The organism is Anoxynatronum sibiricum, from assembly GCF_039414295.1.
GTDB classification, from domain to species: domain Bacteria; phylum Bacillota; class Clostridia; order Peptostreptococcales; family Tindalliaceae; genus Anoxynatronum; species Anoxynatronum sibiricum.
Map to the genome: position 1 here is coordinate 150,472 of NZ_JBCITM010000001.1, position 25,723 is coordinate 176,194.

At 50.7% G+C, this 25,723-nt stretch carries 19 protein-coding genes; 14 read left to right on the plus strand and 5 right to left on the minus strand.

Annotated features, from left to right (window positions below; genetic code table 11):
- The first annotated feature begins 50 nt into the window (after positions 1-50).
- Both AAIG11_RS00665 and AAIG11_RS00670 read left to right on the plus strand, forming a co-directional pair.
- Positions 51-1,307 (plus strand): glutamate-5-semialdehyde dehydrogenase, encoded by a 1,257-nt coding sequence (locus AAIG11_RS00665; protein ID WP_343184352.1) that lies wholly within the window; start codon positions 51-53, stop codon positions 1,305-1,307.
- 160 nt (positions 1,308-1,467) lie between these two features.
- Positions 1,468-3,468: a methyl-accepting chemotaxis protein gene (locus tag AAIG11_RS00670; RefSeq protein ID WP_343184353.1), complete on the plus strand. Its 2,001-nt coding sequence runs from the start codon at positions 1,468-1,470 to the stop codon at positions 3,466-3,468.
- Between the two features lie 63 nt (positions 3,469-3,531).
- On the opposite strand, the gene AAIG11_RS00675 is transcribed toward AAIG11_RS00670, so the two are convergent.
- The 4 genes from AAIG11_RS00675 to AAIG11_RS00690 form a co-directional block, all read right to left on the minus strand.
- Positions 3,532-3,753 (minus strand): thioredoxin family protein, encoded by a 222-nt coding sequence (locus tag AAIG11_RS00675; protein WP_343184354.1) that lies wholly within the window; start codon positions 3,751-3,753, stop codon positions 3,532-3,534.
- Positions 3,754-3,850: 97 nt separating this feature from the next.
- Positions 3,851-4,363: an acetolactate synthase small subunit gene (gene ilvN / locus AAIG11_RS00680; RefSeq protein WP_343184355.1), complete on the minus strand. Its 513-nt coding sequence runs from the start codon at positions 4,361-4,363 to the stop codon at positions 3,851-3,853.
- A gap of 13 nt (positions 4,364-4,376) precedes the next feature.
- Positions 4,377-6,023, minus strand: coding sequence for a biosynthetic-type acetolactate synthase large subunit (gene ilvB, locus AAIG11_RS00685; protein ID WP_343184356.1), 1,647 nt, complete (start codon positions 6,021-6,023; stop codon positions 4,377-4,379).
- Entirely contained in the window at positions 5,992-6,459 is a 468-nt protein-coding gene (locus AAIG11_RS00690; RefSeq protein WP_343184357.1) for a hypothetical protein, read from the minus strand. The genes ilvB and AAIG11_RS00690 overlap by 32 nt, the downstream gene beginning before the upstream one ends.
- Positions 6,460-6,568: 109 nt before the next feature.
- Here AAIG11_RS00690 and AAIG11_RS00695 point away from each other — a divergent pair, with 109 nt between their 5' ends.
- From AAIG11_RS00695 to hutI, 9 genes are all read left to right on the plus strand, one after another.
- Entirely contained in the window at positions 6,569-7,039 is a 471-nt protein-coding gene (locus AAIG11_RS00695; protein ID WP_343184358.1) for a YaiI/YqxD family protein, read from the plus strand.
- Between the two features lie 76 nt (positions 7,040-7,115).
- A complete protein-coding gene (msrA, locus tag AAIG11_RS00700) occupies positions 7,116-7,670 on the plus strand; it encodes a peptide-methionine (S)-S-oxide reductase MsrA (RefSeq protein WP_343184359.1) in 555 nt (184 codons plus the stop codon).
- Positions 7,671-7,719: 49 nt separating this feature from the next.
- Positions 7,720-10,659, plus strand: coding sequence for an ATP-binding protein (locus tag AAIG11_RS00705; RefSeq protein WP_343184360.1), 2,940 nt, complete (start codon positions 7,720-7,722; stop codon positions 10,657-10,659).
- Between the two features lie 74 nt (positions 10,660-10,733).
- The gene (hutH, locus tag AAIG11_RS00710; protein WP_425499395.1) at positions 10,734-12,257 is read left to right on the plus strand and encodes a histidine ammonia-lyase; all 1,524 of its coding nucleotides are present in this window, start codon (positions 10,734-10,736) and stop codon (positions 12,255-12,257) included.
- Positions 12,258-12,403: 146 nt separating this feature from the next.
- Positions 12,404-13,714 (plus strand): Na+/H+ antiporter family protein, encoded by a 1,311-nt coding sequence (locus tag AAIG11_RS00715; protein ID WP_343184362.1) that lies wholly within the window; start codon positions 12,404-12,406, stop codon positions 13,712-13,714.
- Positions 13,715-13,980: 266 nt separating this feature from the next.
- Positions 13,981-14,814 (plus strand): histidine racemase CntK family protein, encoded by an 834-nt coding sequence (locus tag AAIG11_RS00720; RefSeq protein ID WP_343184363.1) that lies wholly within the window; start codon positions 13,981-13,983, stop codon positions 14,812-14,814.
- A gap of 266 nt (positions 14,815-15,080) precedes the next feature.
- Positions 15,081-17,105: a urocanate hydratase gene (locus tag AAIG11_RS00725; RefSeq protein WP_343184364.1), complete on the plus strand. Its 2,025-nt coding sequence runs from the start codon at positions 15,081-15,083 to the stop codon at positions 17,103-17,105.
- A 93-nt stretch (positions 17,106-17,198) separates the two neighbouring features.
- A complete protein-coding gene (gene ftcD, locus AAIG11_RS00730) occupies positions 17,199-18,092 on the plus strand; it encodes a glutamate formimidoyltransferase (protein WP_343184365.1) in 894 nt (297 codons plus the stop codon).
- Between the two features lie 56 nt (positions 18,093-18,148).
- The gene (gene hutI, locus AAIG11_RS00735) at positions 18,149-19,423 is read left to right on the plus strand and encodes an imidazolonepropionase (RefSeq protein WP_343184366.1); all 1,275 of its coding nucleotides are present in this window, start codon (positions 18,149-18,151) and stop codon (positions 19,421-19,423) included.
- A 91-nt stretch (positions 19,424-19,514) separates the two neighbouring features.
- On the opposite strand, the gene AAIG11_RS00740 is transcribed toward hutI, so the two are convergent.
- The gene (locus AAIG11_RS00740) at positions 19,515-20,948 is read right to left on the minus strand and encodes an urease accessory protein UreH domain-containing protein (protein ID WP_343184367.1); all 1,434 of its coding nucleotides are present in this window, start codon (positions 20,946-20,948) and stop codon (positions 19,515-19,517) included.
- A gap of 458 nt (positions 20,949-21,406) precedes the next feature.
- Here AAIG11_RS00740 and AAIG11_RS00745 point away from each other — a divergent pair, with 458 nt between their 5' ends.
- The 3 genes from AAIG11_RS00745 (at position 21,407) to AAIG11_RS00755 (ending at position 25,572) form a co-directional block, all read left to right on the plus strand.
- Positions 21,407-22,642 (plus strand): aminopeptidase, encoded by a 1,236-nt coding sequence (locus tag AAIG11_RS00745; RefSeq protein ID WP_343184368.1) that lies wholly within the window; start codon positions 21,407-21,409, stop codon positions 22,640-22,642.
- 349 nt (positions 22,643-22,991) lie between these two features.
- Positions 22,992-24,779, plus strand: a complete 1,788-nt coding sequence (locus AAIG11_RS00750; RefSeq protein WP_343184369.1) for a DAK2 domain-containing protein — start codon at positions 22,992-22,994, stop codon at positions 24,777-24,779.
- A gap of 16 nt (positions 24,780-24,795) precedes the next feature.
- Positions 24,796-25,572: a DUF1295 domain-containing protein gene (locus AAIG11_RS00755; protein WP_343184370.1), complete on the plus strand. Its 777-nt coding sequence runs from the start codon at positions 24,796-24,798 to the stop codon at positions 25,570-25,572.
- Positions 25,573-25,723 lie beyond the last annotated feature (151 nt).

Genomic DNA, 25,723 nt, shown 5'->3' on the forward strand with positions numbered 1-25,723 from the left:
TTTTTTAAAAAGAACAAATAATATGAAAGCGATGAAATGAGGTGCGGGAAATGACAATTGCAGAACAAGTGACACAACAGGCGAAAGCAGCCCGGAAGGCTTCGCGGCAAATGGCATTGGTGAGTACTGATGAAAAGAATCAGTGTCTGTTAAAAATGGCAGCAGCTCTTGAGACCAACAGTGGTGTTATTCAGGCAGCCAATGAACAGGATTTGGCGATGGCACGGGAAAAGGGTTTTTCGCAGGCGCTCTTGGACCGGTTGATGATTAATGATGCCCGGATTAATGATATGGCCGAGGGACTGCGACAAGTGGCGGCACTGAAAGACCCCGTTGGTGAGGGATCTCGTTTGTGGACGGGTGCCGACGGTATTCAGATTTCTCAGGTGAGAACTCCCATGGGTGTGGTGGGAATGATTTACGAAGCCCGTCCCAATGTGACGGTTGATGCAGCAGCCCTGTGCCTGAAATCTGGGAATGCGGTGATCCTTAAAGGAGGATCGGAAGCCATTCATACCAATACGGCCATTGCCGGTGTGTTGAAAAGTGCCATGGCTGAAAGTGCGTTGCCGGTGGAAGCGGTACAGTTAATTGAATCCACCAGCCGTGAGGCGGTCAATGTGCTCATGAAACTGAACGGACTGGTGGATGTGCTGATTCCAAGAGGCGGCGCCGGTCTCATTAAAACCGTGGTGGAGCAATCATCAGTCCCTGTCATTGAAACCGGTGTGGGTAACTGCCATGTTTTCGTGGACGCGTCGGCAGATCCTGTCATGGCAACAGCCATTGCAGTGAACGGGAAAACCCATCGACCTGCAGTGTGCAACGCCACCGAGACGCTGCTGGTTCATGAAAGCTTTGCCCGGGAGCACCTTGGCACCCTGACAAAACCCCTGCTGGAAAAGGGTGTTGAACTCAGAGGATGCCCGGTGACCTGCTCTCTGGTACCAGCAGCGATGCCTGCCAGTGAAGAGGATTGGTCAACAGAATTTCACGATCTGATTCTGGCGGTGAAAGTGGTGGCATCATTGGATGAAGCCATGGATCACATCGAAACCTACGGCACTCGCCACTCGGAAGCTATTGTCACTGAGGAGTACAGCCATGCCCGGCGTTTCCTACAGGAAGTGGATGCAGCCACCGTCTATGTGAATGCCTCCACCCGCTACACCGACGGATTTCAGTTCGGCTTTGGCGCAGAAATCGGCATCAGCACCCAAAAGCTTCATGCACGGGGTCCCATGGGGCTGGAAGCCCTTACCAGCATTAAATACATGGTGATGGGGAATGGACAAATCAGAAAATAATCCTGAAATAGGTATACGAATGAAACAGATATAGAGCATTGAAGAAAAAGAACGCCCTGAAATCGAAGGGACAACTGAGCCGGCGGGCACAAAAGGGCAGCAGTGGCAACTGCTTAACTGCGGCTGTCTGCCGGGAAACAAAGGAGAGAGATTCGCCGCCATGAAGAGTATTCGGACTAAAATGGTATTGATCTTTGCATTACTGGTGATTTTAGCCAGTGTCTCTACGAGCATGATAGCTACCATGCGAGCGGGAGATGCTCTGGTGAATGAAGTGGAAGCATCGCTGTTGGAAGTGGCACATCAGGCAGCTGATCTGATTGATGCCCGAATGGAAGTACAGGCTCAGCTGATTCAGCTGATTGCCGCCATGCCGGAAGTGACGGGGATGGATTGGGATGAGCAGTACCTGGCCCTCAATGAGTTTCGAAATATCTTGAATTTCAGAACCATTGCCGTGGTGCAGCCCGGTGGCGCTGCCCGTTATCTGGATGGTTCCACGGCACAGTTGGGAGACCGGTCATATATCCGATCGGCTTTCAACGGCCAAACCCTGCATACAGACGTGCTGGTGGATGCTGACTACCATGAACAGGGCATCACCTTCGTGACACCCATTCGCCGGGATGACCGTACAGTGGGGGTTTTATTGGCGGTGGCTGTCTGGTATTCAGTGAGTGAACAGATTGAAGACATCGGTTTGGGAGAAAGCGGCTATGCCTATGTGGTGAATCATGAAGGCACTATAGTGGCCCACCGTGAACGTCAATTGGTGATGGATGCCTTCAACCCCATTCGTCAGGGAACAGAAGATGAATCGCTGGCATCCCTGGCAGCTTTCACGGAAGAGGTGCTGGGCCAACGACAGGGTGTCGTCCGTTACACCAACAACGACCAGGATCTCTACGGAGCTTTCGTTCCCATCGAAGGGGCTCATTGGTACATGGTGGTCACAGCTGATGCCGATGAAGTACTCAGTGCTATTCCGGTCATTCAACGTGAAATGATGGTGGTGGCGGCCGTCATTGTCTTGATTTGCATGATCCTCACCTTCTTTGTGGGCAGTTCCTTTGCCAAGCCCATCAAAATGATCCGTCGTGCGCTGGACCGGCTGGCAGACTACGATCTGACCCTAGAAGATGAAGCTGTCATTGAGGGATATCGTGGGCGGAAAGATGAAATCGGACAGATTTCCGGGTCGCTGGTGCGGGTGCATGAAAACTTGAAAAGTCTTATTAAGGGAATTTCACTCCAGTCTGAACAGTTGGCCATGGCATCGGAGGAAATGGCTGCTATTTGCAGAGAAACTTCCATAGCCGCAGCAGAAGTGGCAAAAACAATTGAAGAAATTGCCGGTGGTGCCACCGATCAGGCCCGGGAAACAGAAGAAAGTGCTGCCAATGCAGAGCGCATGGGAGCAGCCATCGCAGAAAATGCCCGGGATCTTGTGACGTTGGATCATTCAGTGACAGCAGTGGAGAAGCTGCGTCAGGAAGGCATGGAGGCCATGCACCGGCTGGTGGATAAAACGGCTGTTACAGCGAAGACTTCTTCAGAGGTACAGCAGATTATTCAGAAAACCAATGACAGCACCGGCCGTATTGCAGAGGCCAGTCAAATGATTCGCAACATTGCCGACCAGACAAACCTTCTGGCATTGAACGCCGCCATAGAAGCGGCCAGAGCAGGAGAAGCCGGCAGAGGCTTTGCCGTTGTAGCAGATGAAATTCGCAAGCTGGCGGAGCAGTCAGAAAGCTTCACAGATGAAATCCAGCGGGTAATTGAAGAAGTATCAGCCAATGTTAGCCGGGCGGTAGAAGCCATGGCCACTGCAGCACGACTCACACAGGAGCAGGAAGCTCATGTGTCGGAGACCAATGAACGTTTCGAGGGTATTGCAGGCGCCCTGGAACAAATGACGGAAGCCATTACAACCCTGAAAGTGTCTGGTGGTGAAATGGAGGAAAGGAAAAATGCGTTGGTAGAGGCTGTGGAAAGCTTATCGGCTATTTCCGAAGAAAATGCAGCCTCCACACAGCAAGCTTCAGCATCCATCGAAGAGCAAACGGCTTCCATCGACCAAATTGCAGGGAACAGCAACGATTTGACAGAGCTGGCTCAGCAAATGAACGAAGCCATCGCCCGTTTTAAATTGAAATAAAGACCGAAACTAAGCCCAATGAAACCCCCTGGGAATTGACTGAAAATCCCAGGGGGTTTTTGATTATTCAAGATAAAGAGTATTCTTTTCATTGATTGCCTGTTTTAGTAGATCTGGCATGGTGAAAATGGAAGGGACGCGTCCTGCCACCACCAGCTGTTGGTTTAAAAAGAGTGCCGGCAAACACTGAATGCCGTCTTTCTCAATGGCGGCAGGGCTGCAAACCAATGTCACAGATGCCTTCAGATGAAGGCGGCGAATAGCCTCGTCAACGACGGGCTTCATCTTGCTGAAGCCTCAGCCAATGTCCTCATAAATGGTGATTTGAATGTGTGTATCGATGGGATCACCTCCCTGACAAATTGTTAATCATGCTATCGTATTACCCGTCTTTGCGGCCGCTATTCACCTGAATGGCTTTGGCACCCCGATCCACAGCAATCATGCCGGTGCGTACCAGCTCTTTAATGCCAAAATCCCGGAGCATTTCTTCCAGTGCCGCCATTTTTTTGCTGTCACCGGTGACCTGAATAGTGACGGAGTTTTTACTGATGTCTACGATCTTTTCTCTGAATATGTTGACAATTTCCACGATCTCATTTCGAGTGGCGGGAGTGGCGTGCACTTTAATAAGAGCAAGCTCACGTGCAATGGCCTCTTGGCCGATGTCGGAAACTTTGATGACATCAATCAACTTATTCAGCTGTTTGGAGATCTGTTCCAGAATGTATTCGTCTCCTTCGGCAACGATGGTAATGCGGGAGATTTCGGGGTCTTCCGTCACACCCACTGCCAGGCTGTGAATGTTAAAGCCTCTGCGGCTGAACAAGCCCACCACTTTAGAAAGGACGCTGGGCCGGTTTTCAACAAGAATTGCCAAAATATGCTTTTTCATCTGAAATCCCTCCTTATACCTGCTGGGCCGGAATCACATTTGACACGGGGTCAATGATGAATTCCGCCAGCATGGTGCCTTCGTGAGCCAGCAAGTGATCCAGGGCTGCATCCAGTTCCTCCTGATGCTCCACTCGAATGGCTGGAAAACCATAGGCTTCCGCCAGCTTTCCAAAAGAAGGGTTCCCCGTCAGGGTGGTCTGAGTGTAGCGCTTTTCGCAGAAATGCTCCTGTAGTTCCCGTACCATGCCCAGGCGGCTGTTGTTAAGAAGGACAATTTTAATGGACAGTCCTTCCTGGGCAGCGGTGGCCAGTTCTGTGAGGTTCATTTGAAAGCTGCCGTCTCCGGTGACCAATAGTACCTGCTGATGGGGGCAGCCGATTTTGGCACCAATGGCGGCAGGTAAACCATAGCCCATGGTGCCCAACCCGCCGGAGGTAAGAAAGGTGCGGGGGTGCTCGAAGGCATAATAGCGACCGGTCCATACCTGATGTTGTCCCACATCGGTGGCGACAATGGTATCCTTTGACGCCTTGGCTGACAGCTGCTGAATCACTTTCATGGGATCAAGACCCGCTGCGCCTTCTCCTGCTCCGGTACCTTTCACCACCCGTTTCCATTCCTGAACTTGTGTCATCCATTCAGGGTTTTCACGGTGAAAATCCTGTTCCAATAGTCCTTGTAGTGTTCTTTTGATATCGCCCACAATGGGAATATGAATATCAATGTTTTTGCCGATTTCCGCCGGATCCACATCGATATGGACCACGGTGAGTGCTTTTTGGGCAAAATCTGACCGTTTGCCCGTGGATCGGTCAGCCATGCGAGACCCCATGACCACCAGAAAATCAGCTTCAGCCACTGCCTGTTTGGCCGGGTAGACACCATGATCGCCTCCCAGCATTCCCAATGAAAGGGGATGGCTGGCCGGGAAGGCACCAATGCCCATGAGGGTGGTGGCCACCGGGGCCTGCATACGCTCTGCAAAGGCAATGAGTTCGCTGGTAGCATCAGCCATGATACCGCCGCCACCCACCACAATCACCGGCCGCCGTGAATCCATCATGGCTTCAATGGCTTTTTTAATCTGCCGGGGGTGGCCTTTCAGTGTCGGCTTGTATCCTCGCAGATCCACTGCTTCAGGGTAAGAAAAATCAAGAATGGCGGTTTGAACATCTCTGGGTATATCAATCAGTACAGGGCCAGGTCTCCCGGTGGTGGCAATGTGAAAGGCTTCCTTGAAAATCTGCGGCAGGTCACGTATATCCTTTACCAGATAATTGTTCTTGGTGAAGGGTTCGGTGGCACCGGTAATGTCCACTTCCTGAAATACATCCCGGCCGATAAGATCGGTGCCCACCTGACCGGTGATGGCGATGAGGGGGATGGAATCCATGTAGGCAGTGGCAATGCCTGTGATCAGGTTGGTGGCACCAGGGCCCGAGGTGGCCATGCAAACGCCCGGTTTACCTGTCACCCGGCTGTAGCCGCTGGCGGCATGGGCGGCTCCCTGTTCATTGCGCACCAGCACCTGGCGAATACCTGAGTCGATGAGGGCGTCGTAAAGCAGCAGATTAGCCCCTCCCGGATAACCGAACAAGACACTGACACCCTCCTGTCGGAGAGCTTCAACCACACATGATGCGCCACTCATTTTCATTTTCTCTCACTCCTTCTTCATTGAGTTCACCATTCATTGAGTTCACCTGTTTTGGAAAAAGAGTATCAAAAAAACCCGCTTCATCCAATAGGGACGAAACAGGTTCTGTTCGTGGTACCACCCAAATTCCCCAGCTCTTTTCAGGGCCAGGCTCACTGACTTCTGCCGTCAGAAGCATATGCCGACGGGCAAAAGTGATGTCCGTTAACGGGGACAAAACGCAGCTGCCTACTGACAGTGTCACCATACAAATCAGCCGATGGGGCATGATGCAGGGGCCTGTGTTCAGAACTGAGCCTCGGGAGGGAGTATATGATGAAACTTTCCACCGGTTCACACCAGCCACCGGCTCTCTGAAAGAAAGCAGCCACCTTTTGTCTCCGTCATTGGCTAATTGACAGAAAATAATGTTATCGCTTACAATATCAGCTTCCATTGGGTTTGTCAACAGTTATTTTTGAAATAATAACTCGATTCGCACTTTTGAAGACAAAGGGGGCGGCTGTATGATAAACTGAAAAAAATCATGGAAAAGGAGGTGCTCTGTGAAAATTCTGGTGGATGCCGACGGATGCCCCAAGGGAGCGCTTCAAGCCTGCCTGAGGGAAGGGAAAAAACGGCAGATAGAGGTATGGACAGTGGCCAACTATCATCATCGCATTGAATCTGATCATCATGTGACGGTGGATGGCGGTTCTCAGGAAGCAGACATGAAAGTGATGAACCTGGCAGAGTCGGGTGATGTGGTGGTGACCCAGGACTGGGGCCTGGCCGCACTGATTTTGGGAAAAGGAGGCCGATGCCTTCATCCTTCGGGGAAGGAGTATCGCCATGAAACCATTGATTTTCTACTGGAAGAACGGGAAATGAAAGCCAAAATCAGACGAAGCGGCGGGCGTACCAAGGGGCCTGGAAAGCGGACCGATGCTGAAAACCGGCAATTTTGCGAAATGCTGGTGAAGCTGCTGGATGAATCTCTGATTGGTGAAGATGATCATGGAGCGAATTGGAACTGAAGCAGCGAAGAATGATTGATGATTGACATGAGCTTCTGTGGTTCGAAAGTGATATAGATGGAAAGGAAGTGTGGCGATGAGGCGACAGGAAACTCAAACAGCTTACTTTGCAGGAGGGTGCTTTTGGTGCATGGTGTCTCCCTTTGATGTGCTGGAAGGCATTCTTGAGGTGAGGTCCGGCTATATGGGCGGCCACCTGGAGAATCCCCGGTATGAAGATGTGAAAAGCCAGCAGTCCGGTCACTATGAGATTGTTCGCATTTTGTATGATCCTGAGGTGATCTCCTATGAAAAGCTGCTGGAAGCCTTTTGGCGTCAGGTGGACCCCACCGATGAGGAGGGCCAGTTTCAGGACAGGGGGCCTTCCTACCGAACAGCGATTTTTCATACCACTGAAACTCAGCGGCTGGCTGCTGAAAAATCAAAAAAAGCACTGGATGAATCCCGACGGTTTCCCGACCCGGTGATCACACCCATTCTTCCTGCCGGTACTTACTATGATGCTGAAGAATATCACCAGGATTTCTATCAAAAGAGTCCTGAAGAATACAAACTTGACCGAAGCAAATCAGGGCGTGACGAGTTCATTAAGAAGTACTGGGGAGACGCGTACTATGCCATCTATGAATGAAACGAATCAGATTGAAAAGCGATGGAAAGAAGGTGGCTGAATGCCTGTTGTGACAGTGACAATGCTGGATATTCCGGGAGTTTCCCTGGATGGCCACCCCGTGAAGCTTCCCTACCGAAAAGCAGAAGCGGTTTTTTACTACCTGGCCTGCCGCCAAAAGGCAACACGTGATGAGCTGATGCATCTTTTATGGGGCGATTTTCCGGAGGAAACAGCCCGCAAAAACCTTCGAAACGCCCTCTACAAAATCAGAAAAGCCTTTGATGCAGAGGTGCTTATTGCCATAGGCCAATCGGAAATTCGTTTAAATCCGAACTTCCAGTTGGTGATTGATGTGGAACAGTTCAACGGAGATGAACCGGAAGCCTGGCAGCACTATCGACAGGAATTTCTGCGCGGTTTTTCAGTTAAAGATGCCGTGGAGTTTGAAGACTGGATGCTGGCAGAACGCCAGCGCTTGCAGCAGCAATACTTGCGAAAACTTCAGAGTGTCCTGAAAAAAGCACAGCAGTCAGGAGATCAGGAAATCATGCTGCAAGTGGCAGCCGAGATGGTGCTTCAGGATCCCTTTGATGAAAAGGCAAGGCGAACCCTGATGCAGGTTTACGCAGATCGGGGAGAAGCCCACAGAGCCATTCAGGAATTTGAGTCAGTTTCCGCCATGCTTCGTGAAGAGTTGGGAATTCAGCCAGAGGCAGAAACCCGTAAACTGGCAGAAATCCTTCAGAAGCAGCGGCAGGAACCCGCATCCCCACAGAAATCAACAAAGGGTGAGAAGCACATTTTTGGTCGTCAAAGGGAGTGGCATCAGCTGGAACAAGTACTTCAAACTTTCCAGCGGCAGCAGCAATCGGGAATTGTGGTGGTGTCGGGAGAAGCTGGTGTGGGAAAAACCATGCTGCTGGAAACCTTTCTGGAAGAAGTGGTGACAGGCCATTTCCCCATTTTTCAGGCCAACTGCTATCAACAGGAAGAATCTTTTTTTCTGAAACCATGGCAACCGGTGTTTTCGAGGCTGGCAGACCTGATTGAAACAGAAGGCATACAGCTCCCCAGGCAGTGGCTGGCCCTGATCGCCGGGCAGTTTCCAATCTTTGAAACCCTCCTCGCTTCTGATAAGGGAGAGACAGAGCCGTCATTGGGCCTTTATGACAGTCGCCCCAACCAGCCATTGATGGAAGCAGTGACAGGGATCTTCAAAAAAATAACCGAGAAACATCCGGTGACAATTTTTTTCGAAGACATTCACTGGATGGACCGGGTCAGCCTGCAACTGATGCAGCGCCTCCTTCAGGAATCCCGTCTGCCGCTGTTATTTTTGACCACTGTTCGTAGTGGATATGAAGACCAACTGGCGGCCTTTACGGCGACCCTTGTTCGACGCCCGCTTTTTCAGAGGGTGAACCTGGCATGCTTCAACGAAAAAGAAACTTTTCAATGGGTGCAGGAAGCTTCCCACCGGCTGACAGAAACACGCCGGCCTGATGAAACTGCCTGCCGGCAAATCTTCAAAGAAACCGGCGGCAACCCCTTCTTTGTGGCCGAATACCTGTATGCCCTTCAACATCAAGATCAGCCGGGCCAATTGACTCCCAAAGCCCAGGATATTCTGCGCAGCCGTCTTTGCGAGTTTTCCCAGGAAACCCGAAAACTACTGGAACTGGTGTCTTTGTTTTTTCACCGGGTCTCTCTGAATCTATTGGCAGATCTCACCAGTGAGGATGAAATGACCACCATGGAAATGATTCAGCAGTTGATTCAACGGGGGATGCTTCGTGAAGTGGATGACGGTCATAAAATCAGTGTGACCTTCAATCATGAAAAATTTCGGGAGTATGTATATCAGCAACAGCCTCCGGTGAAACGGAAGTTGTTGCATCGTCGGGTGGGTGTGCAGTTGGAAAAACAACTGACGGGGTCGACGGGGGATGTCTTGCGTTATACTGATTTGATCCATCATTTCAAACTGGGGGGCGACCATCGGCAAACCCTGAAATATACTCTTGCCTACCTTAATGCCTATCTGGATTACTATCATGAGCTTTTTCCCAGCGTCATGCATCCCAGAGAACTGTCCAAACAGTCATTGTTTATGCCCCGGGAAGAAGCCCTCCTTTATTTTGAGCAAGTGGAAGACATGCTGACCAGGCTGGAGCCGGAAGATTTGGCTGAAGCGGAAGTACAGAGCTGGAAGATTGCCTATTTCCACGTAAAAGGACGTCTGCTGATTCGGGAAGGCGACTATCATGAGGGTGTGACCACTACGCGCAATATGATTCGTCTGGCAGAGGAGACTGGTAACTGGCGGTATGCCGTCCATGGCTTTCAACAGCTCATCAATTATGGAATTCAAACCCAGCAGCCGGAAGTCATGCGGGTGAATCTGGAGGCGGCCATGAATCTGGCAGAAACCCGGGGATTGACAGACCGGGTGCCGGTGCTGCTGCGGTTACAAGGCCTTTACCTCCTCATACAGCATCATTTTGATCAGGCGGAGTCGGTATTGGAGCAGGCCATTGAAGCGGTGAATAAAATGCCAGAAAAACATCGGCATCAAGTGGTTCATGTGGCAGCCTGCAGATATTACCTGGGTGAAATCATGCGCAACCGCCAGCGGTGGGAGGAAGCGATCGTTCATTATCAAAGAGCTATTACAGAGTGTGGGGAACAGGAAGCCCGGCATCATTCCATTGCAGTGTTCCACACTGGCATGGGGCAAGCCTATTACGAAATGAACCGGATTGCTGACGCAGAGAGGAGCCTGCAACAGGCACTGGAACATTTCAGGGCTTTCGATATTTATTGGAGGCGTTCCATTGCCAATGCGTACATGGCATTAATCCTGGCAGAAAAAGGAGACAGAAAACAGGCTAATCATTTCCTTCAGGAAGCGACCCGTTATGCAGAAAAATTGCAAAATCCCTATGAACTGGGGGTTGTGAAACGAGTGCAGCAGCTGGTGCATCAAAGACTGGCAGAAGAATCCTGATGATGCATCACAAGCTGTTGACGTTTTGGTGACGCTCCTTTGATAAACTGCATGAAAAGTGAGGAGGAATGAGCGTGGAACCAATTCGGATTGACGGCAATCATTTGACAGTGGAAAACGTTTTGCAGGTTGCGCGGGAACAGGTTCAGGTGACTCTGACAGAACAGGCGGCAGCCCAGGTGCGTCGTTCTCGGGAAGTCGTGGATGCCTTTGTAGATGAAGGAAAAGTGGTGTATGGCATTACCACCGGATTTGGCAAATTCAGTGATGTGGTGATTTCCAAGGATGAAGCCAGGGAGTTGCAAAAAAATTTGATTATGAGTCATGCCTGTGGTGTGGGAGATCCACTTTCGGAAGAAACTGTGCGTGCAGTGATGCTTCTTCGGGCCAATGCCCTTTCAAAGGGTTTTTCTGGTGTGCGGCTGGAAACCATTCAGGTGCTCCTGGACATGTTGAACCGGGGCGTTCATCCGGTGATTCCGGAGAAAGGATCGCTGGGAGCCAGCGGTGATCTGGCGCCGTTATCCCATATGGTGCTTGTGATGATGGGTGAAGGAGAGGCTTTTTATCAAGGCAAGCGCCTCGCCGGAAGTGAAGCCATGAAGGCCGCCGGCATCCGACCCATTGAATTGACTTCGAAAGAAGGGCTGGGCCTCATCAACGGAACTCAGGTGATGACAGCTGTGGGGGTTTTGTGTGTGGCAGATGCCCTGAGCCTGGTGAAACTGGTGGATGTGGCAGGGGCCCTGACACTTGAAGCCCTTCGGGGAATCACCGATGCCTTTGACTCCAGAGTCCATCAGCTGCGGCCCCATGCTGGGCAGATGCGCAGTGCCGCCAACATATTGCGACTTACCACAGACAGCCGGCGAACCACTCGACAGGGGGAACTTCGGGTTCAGGATGCCTATACATTGAGATGCATTCCTCAGATTCACGGCGCTTCATGGGATGCCCTGGTGCATGTGAAGGAAAAACTGGATATAGAAATCAATGCGGTGACAGACAATCCCCTGATCTTTGCCGATGAAAGGGACGCCATTTCGGGGGGGAACTTTCATGGACAGCCGGTGGCGCTGGCTTTTGATTATATGGGTATTGCCCTGGCAGAAATTGCCAACGTATCTGAGCGACGTATTGAGCGGCTGGTAAATCCTCAGTTAAGCGGATTGCCTGCTTTCCTGACAAAGAAGGGCGGCCTTCACTCAGGCTTTATGATTGCCCAGTATGCAGCGGCAGCGCTGGTATCTGAAAACAAAGTACTGGCACATCCGGCCAGTGTGGATTCCATTCCTTCATCAGCCAACCAGGAGGATCATGTGAGTATGGGGACCATTGGAGCCCGAAAGGCCAGAAGCATTCTCACCAACGCCCAGCAGGTGGTGGCGGTGGAGCTGATGGCAGCGTGCCAGGCAGTGGACCTTGATCCGACGGGTGAATTGGGGAAAGGAACTGAAGCGGCTTACAGTGTGCTGCGCCGGCAAGTCTCCATGTTGGAAGAAGATCGAATTCTTTACCTGGATATGGAACAGTGTGCCGAGTTAGTGCGAAATGGCTCCTTGTTGCAGGCTGTGGAAACAGCAGTGGGGCAGCTGTAATCTATTGTTGTCAGCTGTGCCGGCGGCCGGATACCCCGGTATAAGGCGGGCTGCGCGTTAAACGTTGGGAAAGGAGGCTAAGTGTCATGACCCTGGTCATGAAGTGGTGGTTTAAAAAGGGAACTTAACCAAAAAGGAGGAATATCATGTTTACCAATCCTGTGGTTTTATCCGTCATCATCATGATTGTTCTTTGTCTTCTTAAACTGAATGTATTGCTGGCACTTATTGTGGCAGCCCTGGCTGGCGGTTTATTGGCCGGCATGCCTCTGGGGGAAACCATGGGTGTCCTCATTGGCGGCATGGGCGGCAACTCCAGCACGGCCCTCAGCTATATTTTACTGGGTGCCCTGGCGGCAAGCCTTCATAAGACAGGAATTGCTGTCATTCTGGCGAAAAAAATCGTTCAGTGGGTTCGTGGAAAGGGTATTATCCTTGTGGTGATCATCGCCGCAGTGGCATGCCTGTCCCAAAACCTGATTCCGGTTCACATTGCCTTTATTCCCATTATGATTCCGCCATTGGTGGCGGTGATGAACAAGCTGAAGATCGATCGCCGGGCAGTGGCTTCTGCTCTCACCTTTGGATTAAAGGCCCCTTATGTGGCCCTGCCGGTGGGCTACGGTTGGATTTTCCACGGTATCATCAGTGATCAGATGTCTGAAAACGGTTTGGCAGTGGCCCAGGGTGAGATTTGGCACGTGATGTGGATTCCCGGACTTGCCATGGTCATCGGACTTTTTATTGCCATCTTTGTTACATACCGAAAACCCAGAGAATATCAGGAACTGGAAACAGTAGCTGCAGCAGCTGATGAAGCTGAAGTGGCCGTTACCATGACAGGCCGACACTGGGTGGCACTGGTGGGAGCTTTTTCTGCTCTGGCCATTCAGGTGAGTCCCTTGGGAAGCCTGCACATTGGTGCGGTTGTCGGAATGGCCATCATGCTTATTGGTGGTGCCATCAAATGGAAGGACATTGACGAAATGATTCATAGCGGGATTGGCATGATGGGCTTTATTGCCTTTGTCATGCTGGTGGCCGCTGGCTATGGCGCTGTCATTCGTGAAACCGGAGGGGTTGAAACCCTGGTGGCTTCTGCCAGTGGTATGCTGGCAGGAAACCAACTGGTAGCCGCCACTCTCATGATTCTCATTGGCCTCTTCATCACCATGGGAATTGGCACTTCATTTGGAACTATTCCCATTATTGCAGCTATCTATGTGCCCCTGGCCATGTCTGTGGGCTTCAGTACCCCGGCCACCATCCTGCTTATCGGAACGGCTGCGGCACTGGGTGATGCCGGTTCCCCGGCTTCTGACAGTACGCTGGGGCCAACAGCAGGGCTGAATGTGGATGGGCAGCATGATCACATCTGGGATACCTGCGTGCCCACCTTCATGCATTACAATATTCCGCTGGTAATCTTTGGCATCATCGGTGCGGTGTTGCTGTAAACCAGTCATAAGTGTCAAAGCCGTTGTCTCTTTGTGAGATAGCGGCTTTTTTACCATCAACGAAACATATGCCTGAAAAGATACCGGGAAGGTGATTTTCTTAAAAATAGATTCTTTTTAAGCGGCTTCATTCAGTGGAAACAGGTTGTACGGCAGACAGACCTCGGGTATGCTTAAATGGTCAGCATTTTTGATGAAAAAATGACAGGAAACTGGATTTGAAAGACTCTTAGAGAAAGAGGGCGTTGACATTGAGACTGACTTTTGTGAAGTGCAATCCCACAGAAAACATGACCATTCTCATCTTCGATCCGGTGGAGCCGGAAGAGTATCCCATGATCGCTGGTCGCATCATGCAGGAGAATCATCTCCATGCTGAACAGGTGGGCTTTGTGAAACCACCGGCAACAGAAGTATCAGGTGTGGACAGTGTGCTGGAGATGATGGGTGGCGAATTCTGTGCCAATGCCACCCGCTCTCTGGCGGCAGCGCTGGCCTTCCGAAAAAAACCGGGAAAAGAAACGGGAAATAAGAAGGAACATGATTTGCGGGAGTATCTGCTGGCTGTTTCAGGTGTGCAGGAACCCATTTTCTGCCGTGTCACGGCCACTCATCATGAGGGGGTTTATCGGTCCGCTGCCCGCATTCCTCTTCCTCTGGCAGTGGAGACGCTGACTTTTCTGTGGGAGGATCAGCTGTTGACCGGAACGCTGGTAACCTTTCCCGGCATCGCCCACCTGGTTTTTCAAACAAAGGTGGATGATCCTGAAGGCTTTTTCCCGCTGGTGCTTGAGCAACTGAAAGACCGCCATCATGAAGCATTGGGTATGATGTTTTATGAACCGCATGACAGCCACATGAAACCGCTGGTGTGGGTAGGAGCAACGGATACTCTGATCTGGGAACGAGGCTGTGGCTCTGGCACCGCTGCGGTGGGAGTGGCACTGGCTGTGGAGACCCGGCAAACCATCCGGAAAACCATTTTTCAGCCGGGAGGTTCACTGGAAATTGCCGTGGAATGGGAGAATGGGGTGAAACAGATCGAACTGGATGGTGAAGTGGCAGTGGTGGCCACAGGAACACTGTTGTTGTCCGAATAGCACATTCATGTTTCGTCATCAGTCGATGGCGTTCACCTGTACCTGTCTTTAGAATGGTCGAAAGCAACCATTAAATGTCGCTTCAGTGATGTTCATTTATCGACACTTTGTTGACGCAGATCAGATATGCTGTTGCATAGAAAGAGGCAAGTCTTTCTATGACGTTGCCCGTGTAACTGCATGAGCTGGACGCAGATCATCCGGCAGGCACCATATACCGCCGGAAATATCGATGAAAATGAAGAAACTGGGAGGAGCGATGAATAATGATGCACCAACATGTGGCTGATGCCATGACCATCAAGTTGACAGGTCCCCTGCCGGACCTCAAGCCATTTGCTGATGGAATCCGCCGGGCACCAGACCGGGGATTCAAACTGACGGCGGCCCAAACAGAAACGGCTCTAAAAAATGCCCTGCGATATATTCCGGAGGAACACCATGACATCATGGCGCCGGAATTTCTGGAAGAACTCACCACCATGGGGCGCATATATGGTTACCGATTTCGTCCTGAAGGCATCATCAAGGCAAAACCCATCCATGAGTATCAAGGCAACTGTCTGGAAGGCAAAGCGTTTCAGTTGATGATGGATAATAACCTGGATTTTGATGTGGCCCTGTACCCCTACGAACTGGTGACTTACGGTGAGACCGGCAAAGTCTGTCAAAACTGGATGCAGTATCAGCTGATTCAACAGTACCTGCAGGTGATGACCCAGGACCAGACCCTGGTGGTTTCTTCCGGACATCCCGTGGGATTATTCCACTCCAAGCCTGAGAATCCCCGGGTGATCATTACCAACTCTCTGATGGTGGGGCTTTTTGACAACCCCAAAGACCAGGATATTGCCGAACAGATGGGGGTGGCCAACTATGGCCAGATGACCGCCGGAGGCTGGATGTACATCGGACCCCAGGGGATTGTTCACGGCACCTTCAATACCCTGCTGAATGCAGCCCGACAAAAACTCAACATTGCTGACGATGCTGATCTGGCAGGCATTCTTTTTGTCTCATCCGGCCTTGGCGGCATGAGTGGCGCACAGCCTAAAGCGGTGGAAATTGCAGGCGGGGTGGGGATCATCGCTGAAGTGGATGCTTCACGAATTAAAACCCGTCACGACCAGGGGTGGGTGACAGAGGTCACCGACGATCTGGCAGAGACCTATCGTTTGGCCAAGGAAGCCCAGAAGGCAAAAAAAGCAGTTTCCATTGCCTATCATGGCAATATCGTGGACTTACTGGCTTATGCAGTGGAAAACCAGATTCACATTGACCTGTTGTCTGACCAGACCTCCTGCCATGCCGTCTATGACGGCGGCTATTGTCCCCAGGGCATGACTTTTGAAGAACGAACCCGCATGCTGAAAACTGATCGTCAGGCATTTGTTAACAAAGTGGATGAAACCCTGCAGCTGCACTTTGAAATGATCAAGGCACTGGTGAATCAGGGCACCTATTTTTTTGACTACGGCAACGCCTTCCTGAAATCGGTCTATGATGCCGGTGTGAAAGAAGTGTCCAAGAACGGTATTGATGACAAAGACGGCTTTATCTTCCCCTCCTATGTGGAAGATATCATGGGACCTGAGCTCTTTGATTTTGGTTATGGACCTTTCCGGTGGGTTTGCCTCAGTGGTGATCCTGAAGATCTCCGAAAAACCGATGCGGCAGCCATGGACTGCATCGACCCCAATCGCCGTGGTCAGGACCGTGACAACTATGTGTGGATCCGCGACGCGGAGAAGAATCAGATGGTGGTGGGCAGTCAGGCTCGCATTCTCTACCAGGATGCCTACGGTCGTCTGAAAATAGCCCTGAAGTTTAACGAAATGGTGCGCCGGGGAGAGGTTGGGCCCATCATGCTGGGCCGTGATCACCACGATGTCAGCGGCACTGATTCGCCTTTCCGCGAAACATCCAACATTAAAGACGGCAGTAATGTGATGGCCGATATGGCCACCCAGTGCTTCGCCGGAAATGCTGCCCGGGGAATGAGCCTGGTGGCCCTCCATAATGGCGGGGGTGTGGGGATTGGCAAGTCCATCAACGGCGGATTTGGTATGGTGCTTGACGGGAGTCGGCGGGCAGATGAGATTCTTGAATCTGCCATGTTGTGGGATGTCATGGGCGGCGTGGCCCGTCGTGCCTGGGCCCGTAACGAAAATGCCATCACCACCAGCATGGAGTATAACCAGCTGAACCAGGGCCGTGATCACATCACCCTGCCTTATCCAGCTGATGAGGAGAAGATCAGGGCACTGGTGGCTCAAAAGCTGGGTGATTGATAAACGGGACTCCATCAGTATCAATGGATACCTGTTGAATAGGTTCCAATTAAATGAGTGTCAATAATCTGAAACCGGAAAGGACAGATCACCATGAAGCAAATCGTACAATGTATTCCCAATTTCAGTGAAGGCCGGGATCTGGATAAAATCGAAAAAATAGTGTCTCCCTTTCGGGGAAAAGAAGGTGTTAAACTGCTGGATTACAGCTGTGATGAAGATCACAACCGAATGGTGGTCACAGTGGTGGGCGAACCAGAGCCATTGAAAAAAGCAGTACTGGAAGCTGTGGGAGTGGCGGTTGAGCTCATTGACATGAGCCGCCATGAAGGCCAGCATCCCCGGATGGGTGCTGTTGACGTGATTCCTTTTGTCCCCATTCGCAATGTGACCATGGAAGAAGCCGTTGCCATGGCGAAGGATGTGGCTGCTGCCGCTTGGGAAATCTACCAGCTGCCCATTTTCCTCTATGAAAAAGCAGCGTCGGCACCCCACCGGGAAAATCTGGCGGCAGTTCGAAAAGGCCAGTTTGAAGGCATGGCAGAGAAGATCAAGGATTCTCAGTGGCATCCGGATTTTGGCAATCAGTTGCATCCCACCGCCGGGATCACTGCCGTGGGTGCGCGGATGCCCCTGGTGGCCTTTAATGTGAACTTGGATTGCAACAACCTGGATTTTGCCAACCAGATCGCCAAAAATGTGCGCCATCTCAGCGGCGGACTGCGCTACTGCAAGGGGATCGGCATCGAACTGAAAGAGCGGGGCATTGTCCAGGTGTCCATGAACATGACAGACTACAGTAAAACCGCCCTTTACCGGGTCTTTGAGCTGATTCGCATTGAAGCCCGCCGCTACGGTGTGAATGTTGTGGGCAGTGAAATCATCGGGCTGCTGCCCATGGAAGCTCTCATCGATACAGCGGTGTATTACCTGGGTGTTGAAAACTTCAGCATGGATCAGGTGCTGGAAAAACGAATCATGGAATAGCCAACGGCTGTCGGGGCAAGTGATGCCCTGTTTGAAGGGCGGAAGAGGAGGTTGACATGAAATCTGGAAATCTGATCATTATAAATGCAGCCCAGCTGGTGACCTGCAGCGGCAACACAGCCAAAAAAGGGGCGGCCATGAAGGATCTGGGTATCATTGAGAATGGTGCACTGGTGATTGAAGATGGTATCATCACCCGGGCAGGCTCCACAGAAACCGTGATGGCCGACATTGACAAAAGTCACTATGAAGTGGTGGATGCCGCCGGAAAAGCCGTTCTTCCAGGTTTTGTGGATTCCCACACCCACTTTGTATTTGGTGGCTACCGGGCAGAAGAATTCTCCTGGCGGCTTCGGGGTGATGATTACATGGATATCATGAACCGGGGAGGCGGCATTCTCTCAACGGTGCGGGCCACCCGGGAGGCGACCACTGAGGAGCTTTATAACAGCGGTTACCAACGTCTTACGGCCATGCTGGCCAATGGTGTGACCACCGTTGAAGGGAAAAGCGGCTACGGACTTGATGCAGCCACAGAGCTGAAGCAGCTGGAAGTGATGCAGGCCATTGATCAAGCACATCCTGTGGATGTGGTGCCTACCTATATGGGTGCCCACGCAGTTGCCCCTGAGTACAAAGACCGGGGAGGCGATATGATCGAAGCCATCATTCAACAGGCGCTGCCTCTGGTGAAAGAGGGAAATCTGGCAGTGTTTTGCGATATTTTTACAGAAAAGAACGTGTTTTCCATCGAAGAATCCCGCCGACTGCTGACAGCCGCCGGCGAGATGGGATTCAAGCTGAAAATGCATGCCGATGAAATAATTCCCCTGGGAGGGGCAGAACTGGCGGCAGAAGTGGGGGCTGTTTCGGCAGATCACCTGTTGCAGGCATCTGATGAAGGCATTCGTCAAATGGCCAGTAAAGATGTGGTGGCAACCCTGCTTCCTGGCACCGCCTTCAGCCTGCGGGAAAAATATGCACGGGCACGGGACATGATAGAAGCCGGATGCGCCGTAGCCCTGGCCTCCGACTTTAATCCAGGCAGCTGCCATACTGAATCCATTCCCCTGATCATTGCTCTGGCCACCCTCTACATGGGCATGACACCGGAAGAGACCATCACCGCCCTCACCATCAACGGAGCCGCGGCATTGGATATGGCCGACACCATCGGCAGTCTGGATGTAGGGAAAAAGGGAGATGTGATCATTCTGAAAGACCCCTCCTACCACTTTTTGGCCTATCACATTGGCGTCAATGTGGTGGAACGGGTGATAAAAAAAGGCCGTCTTGTGATGGACAACCGGCATCAACTGCTTAACCAATAAAAGAACGAACCAAAAAGCACCCTCTCAGCAGGGTGCTTTTTAGTATAAAAATTGATTTGGAGACGGCTGGTGGTTGATTTCAAAGCCACCTTTACGAAGAAAAGGGGCCGCTGCAGCAGTCGTCTGCCGGAGCTTCAGGAAATCCCTGAGAGGGCGAAGCCGGAACTGCTGAGGGAGTCATGGTAGACAGGTCATCCACCACCTGAATACTGCTTCGAATCATCCCCATCCAGCAAGAGTAGGCAATGGTGCCTGTTTCAGTGGGGGTAAACTCGAAAAGATTCTCTCCGGCCACAATGTTGTTGCGTACATCATAGGCAGGAATCACAATGGCATTATTACATCCGTTGATATTTTGCTGTTCAGCATGAACAATGAAAGTGACAGGAATACCCTTTTGAACCACGATGGGTTCATAATAATAGGGCTCCAGTTCAATACGGACGACCTGGCGGCCATCTTCCAGCATTGCCATATTGCTGTAGGAAGGTGCGGTAAAGGATGGGGCAACTGTTCCTGTCAGGCTGAGGCCGCGGGTAATCATCACAACTCCCAGGAGCATTACCAGCACCCCGCTGGCGGCCAGCATCCGCCGGTTGAAGCGCTGGCTGACAAATGTACTCAGGGCTCCCAGGGCAAACAGGAGGGGCGCAGTACCCAGGCTAAAGAAAAACATGCTGGTGGCACCGGCAACAAAGCTTCCTGTTCCAAGGGCGTATAGCTGCATGGTTTGCAGGGGGCCGCAGGGCATGAATCCATTGATAAGGCCAACCACAAAAGGTCCCCTGCCTTCACGGCTATTGGCCAGGCGTCCGCTCAATCCGGCGGGGAGTCGGGGAATCAAGCGCCGCAGTACTGGGAAAAGACCCAGCAAGTTCAACCCCATGATCATCATAAAAACACCGGCAATGATGACGACGATTCCCTGGGAGCGGAGGGTCATGCTGATCACCGAGCCCAAAGCACCGATAAAACCGCCGATGATGGTATAGGAGACAATCCGGCCGCCATTATAAAGAAGACTGGGACGCAGCCTGCCAGACAGGTCCCTTTGGTCCCCGGCACCGATGCACTGGCTGAGGGCAATGCCACCACACATGGTGACACAGTGAAGAGAAGTGAGAAGGCCGATGACAAAGAGAATGCCATAACTCATTTCATCCTGAATTTCAGGCAGAAACGCCATGCTGTCGGCTTTTTGAATCAGGCGGTAGGCCAGCAGCAAAACCAGTGCTAACCCAGCCCATTTGACAGCTGCCTTAATGGGGGGCGGCAGTTCCCAGCCAAAGGATGCTCTGGCGGGAGAATAGGCCTTCACCTGGGGTGTGTAACCTGCATTTTCGATGGTTACCCGAATACTTTTTGGGGTGGCCGGAGATGTGAAACTGACAGACACTGATGAAGTGACAAAATCTGCTTCTGCCTGAACCACGCCCGGATGCTTTAGCAGCGAGCTCTGAATGACCTGTTCACAGCCAGTACAGGTCATCCCATCGACATTCAGGGTCAAATAATTGTGCTCCATAGATACGCGTCAACTCCTTTTGAGGCAGTCTTCATTGTTGCTGAAATCAGCAACAATGATTCCATCATTAATCTGACTTGCGTGTGTGAACGACAATAAATCGATTGGTATCTATTAATTATACCCCATACGCAGATGGAATCAATACCGGACGCAAAAGTTAATTTTGTCACAGCAAAATAACCAACTCAACCGAATTCAATCAAAGCTTCTTATAGTCGTGTTGGGAATGAAAACTGTGGATCACTTGGTTTGAATGAAGCTTGTCAAAAGGTGAGGATTACGATATGTTACAACAAGAGGCTCGCAAGAAATATCCTAAAAAATGTGCCGGATATAAGATATAATATGATGAGGACAGGAGACATGGCAGAGGCAGCTTGAAAATATGACTACCGGTTGCGCTGCTGCACTCTTACCGCCAACCATAGGAAGTGCATGAAGAAAGGAGAAATCAAATGAATCAGGAACGCTTCAACAAATATGCAGCATTGATTGTGAAAGCGGGTGTTAACCTTCAGCAGGGGCAAACATTGGTGATTACTGCACCCATTGAGACTGCAGCTTTTGCCCGCATGGTGGCAGAACAGGCCTATGAGGCAGGTGCCCGTGAAGTGGTCATGGACTGGAACGACGAGCTTTCGAAGAAAATCAAATACCTGAAAGCGCCGGAGTTTGTCTTTGACGAATACCCTGAATGGAAACGCATGTTTTATCAAACTTATGCCAGAGAAGGTGCCGCTTTTGTCAGTATTGCAGCAGAAGATCCTGAACTGATGAAAAACGTGAATCCTCAGCGCATCATGCGCGCCCAGAAAGCTTCCAATACAGCCAATACCGAGTTTCGGGAACGGCTCATGGGTAACGCCAATACCTGGAATGTGGTGTCGGTGCCAACGGTGAGCTGGGCAAAAAAGGTCTTTCCTGAAATGGGGGAAGAAGCGGCAGTGGAGGCGCTTTGGGAAGCCATCCTCACATCGGTGCGGGTGGATGAACCTGATCCGGTGGCAGCGTGGAAACATCATAAAGAGCAGTTGGAAACAATGAGTCACTGGCTGAACGAAAAACAGTTCCATCAGCTGCATTTCTCCAACAGTTTGGGGACTGATCTGACCATCACCCTTCCTGAAAGGCATATCTGGACGGGGGGAGCCGAGGTCTCGCAGCAGGGAGTTGACTTCATTGCCAATATGCCCACAGAAGAAGTCTTCACGCTGCCCCATCGTCAAGGAGTTGACGGATTGGTGGTCAGCTCCATGCCCTTGCAGTATAATGGGAATCTCATTGAAAATTTTTCCATCACTTTTAAACAGGGGAAAATAGTGGATTTTACCGCAGAAAAAGGCTATGAGACATTAAAGGGTCTCATTGAAACTGACGAGGGTTCCCGCTACCTGGGAGAAGTGGCGTTGGTGCCTCACAATTCACCCATTTCCAATACTGGCATTCTCTTTTACAACACTCTTTTTGATGAGAATGCTTCCTGCCATCTGGCCATTGGAAAAGCATATCCTGTTTGCCTGAAAGGTGGAACAGAGATGTCGAAAGAAGAACAACGGAAGGCGGGCATCAATGACTCCCTGGTGCACGAGGACTTTATGATTGGAACCGCTGACATGGAAATTAAGGGGATTACCTCTGAGGGGGAGCAAATTTCAGTTTTTCGTCAGGGTAATTATGCTATTAGCCTCTAATGTATCGATTTTGATGATTACTTATGTGACTTTTCCAATGACAACTGCTTCAGCGGCTTTATCGATGTAAAGAAGCAACTCAGTCAGTGATTCAGAGGATGTGACAACTGAAAACACCGCTTTGCAAGCAGTCCAAACCCAATGCAGGCGGTGTTTTTTTCGACTGTTTTGTCATTTGCAGCAATACTCCAGCTGGAAGAACACAGTGAATGACAGATACCATTACAGGTATTAATATGAACAGGCTCAAAAAATGGAATGAATTCAGAAGAAACATTGCTTGAAGCAATTATTGATGGGTAAAAAAATGATACAAACAGACGTTAAACTGTTCCGGGAGGGTTGTATCATGAAAATTCGTTACATCAACGGCACACGTATCTACTATGCTTTTCTGGCAGGCACCAGAGAAGTCACTCAGCAGCGCAGGCATTTGAACGAAATCAATGTATTCCCGGTGGCAGATGGTGATACAGGCAGCAACATGGCCTCCACTCTCAACCACATACTCCAAACAGTGAAACCCACCACTTCCATTTATGAAACCCTCCAATCCATTGCAGATGCCTCGCTGGCAGGTGCCAGGGGAAACTCAGGTATCATATTGGCCCAGTTTCTCAACGGCGTAGCGGCAGAGGTGCATCAGCACCAGGTGATGACAGCAGAAAGGTTCGGGCAGACTCTGGTGAATTCAGTCCCCTACGCATATGGCTCCATGGCTCAACCGGTGGAAGGGACCATGTTAACGGTGATTAGAGCCTGGGCAGAAGCCTTTCATGAGGCTGGAAAAGCCAGTAATGATTTTGTGGAAATTCTCAACAGTTCACTGGAAAAAGCGCGGGATGCTCTCATAAAGACACCGGAAAAGCTGGAAGTGCTTAAAAAAGCCAAGGTGGTTGATTCGGGGGGGCAGGGATTTGTTCATTTTCTGGAAGGCATCGGAAAAATGATTCAGTCGGGCAATTACAAACAGTTTTTAGGACGGCCTGCTGAAGTGGCAGAAGATGTCATATCTTATGAAGTGCTTTCACCGGAAGAAACAACATATCGTTACTGCACCGAGGGGATGTTGTCGGGAGAACATATTGCCCTGGAAGAAATAAAGGAAATGTTGAAGCAGCAGGGTGATTCAGTGATTGTGGCTGGCAATGAGTTTCGTTGTCGGTTCCATTTCCATACCGACCACCCGGAGAATGTTTTTGTAAAACTCATGAAGCATGGTCAACTGACAGAGCAAAAGGTGGATGATATGGTGCGCCAGCAGGATGCATTGTTTCGACGCAAGACTGCTGTTGCCCTGGTAACAGATTCCATCGCCGACTTGCCCCGCAGCTTTCAGGATGATTATCAGGTGTTTCAGATTCCGCTGCAGGTAATGGTGGAAGGCGCTCCCTTTCTGGACCAGGTCACTCTGACAACATCCACTTTATTTCAGGTGCTGGAAGACGTGACAGAATATCCCACGTCGTCTCAGCCAACGGTGAAAAAAGTGCAGGAAACACTGGATTTTCTGCTGCAGCAATATGACGAAGTGTTAATGCTGTCCGTCTCGGCACAAAACAGTGGAACTTGGCAGACGTTCCGGCAGGCTGCAGCTGATATGCAGCGCCCGGGAAAAAGGATCCATGTCATCGATACCCGTAAAAATTCCGGGGCAGAAGGGCTGTTGGTTATGATGGCGGCAGAAGCCATTCAGGCAGGAAAATCATTGGAAGAAGTGTCACACCTGGTGGAGAACCTGATTCCTAAAACCCACATATATGTGTCGGTAGCCACTTTCGAATATATGGTGAGGGGCGGGCGGGTGAGTCCTATGAAGGGCAGGCTTGCCAAGTGGATGAATCTGAAACCAATTGTATCTCTTGATGAAACTGGAAAAGGTGTTGCTTTTGGAAAGGCTTTCAGCAGGGCGGCCAACACCCGTAAAATAATGGAAATTGTGAAACGTCATCATGCGGAAAGTCCGGTGGAGCGATATTGTGTGGTGCATGCCGACGCTTCCGAAAAAGCGGAAGAATATGCGGAAAAACTCACCCAGATCCTGGGAATGCCACCAGCATATGTAACTGAAATATCTCCCATTGTTGCCCTGAATGCCGGCCGGGGAGCGGTGGCGGTGGCACTGGTTCAGAAATAAGGAATGAGGTGACGGTATGTCAACTTTATTGGTACAGTCGGTGGTGGTAATCTTTGTTTACTTTTTAGCCCTCTTTTTCATCGCAACGGTGATTCGAAACAATTCAATTGTAGACATGGCCTGGGGTCCCGGGTTTGTTATAGTGACTGGATTTGCCTATGTCAATGCCGGTTTTTTTACTCCGCGGGCAACAGCGGCAATGATACTGGTGGCCATCTGGGGGATTCGCCTGGCAACACATATCATCAAGCGTAACTGGGGAAAGCCGGAAGACTTTCGATACGCCAGCTGGCGCGAAGAGTGGGGCAAGTGGGTGGTTCCCAGAGCTTTTTTTCAGGTCTTTATGTTGCAAGGTTTTTTTATGCTGGTGGTGGTTTCGCCGGTGTTGTTAATTCAGGCAGTGCCTCAGCCAGGTTTCGGCTGGTTCGAAGCAGTTGGTCTGGCAGTCTGGCTGGTTGGTTTTTTCTTTGAAGCAGTAGGTGACCGCCAGCTGCGGGATTTTAAGGCGGATCCTGCTAATAAGGGCAAGATAATCGAGTCGGGGCTTTGGCGCTATACCCGACATCCCAACTATTTTGGAGAAGCTACCATGTGGTGGGGACTGTGGCTGATGGCATTGCCTGTTCCTTTTGGCTGGATAGGAATCATCGGACCTGCGACCATCACATGGCTGCTGGTTTTTGTTTCAGGTGTTCCCATGTTGGAAAAGAAATACAGGGGTCGGCCTGATTTTGAGGCCTATGCAGCCCGTACCAGTGCTTTTTTTCCATGGTTTCCCCGAAAGTCTCACTGAAACTTCTGTTTAATAAGACTCTCCTTTTAACAGCACTTGAAATAATCATCATTTCAAGACTGAGAAAGGAGATTTTTTTGTTCAAAAGAGAGATTGATCATCGGGAAGAAAGAAGCTATTGAAATGCTAAGGTGCAAGAAGATCCAATAGC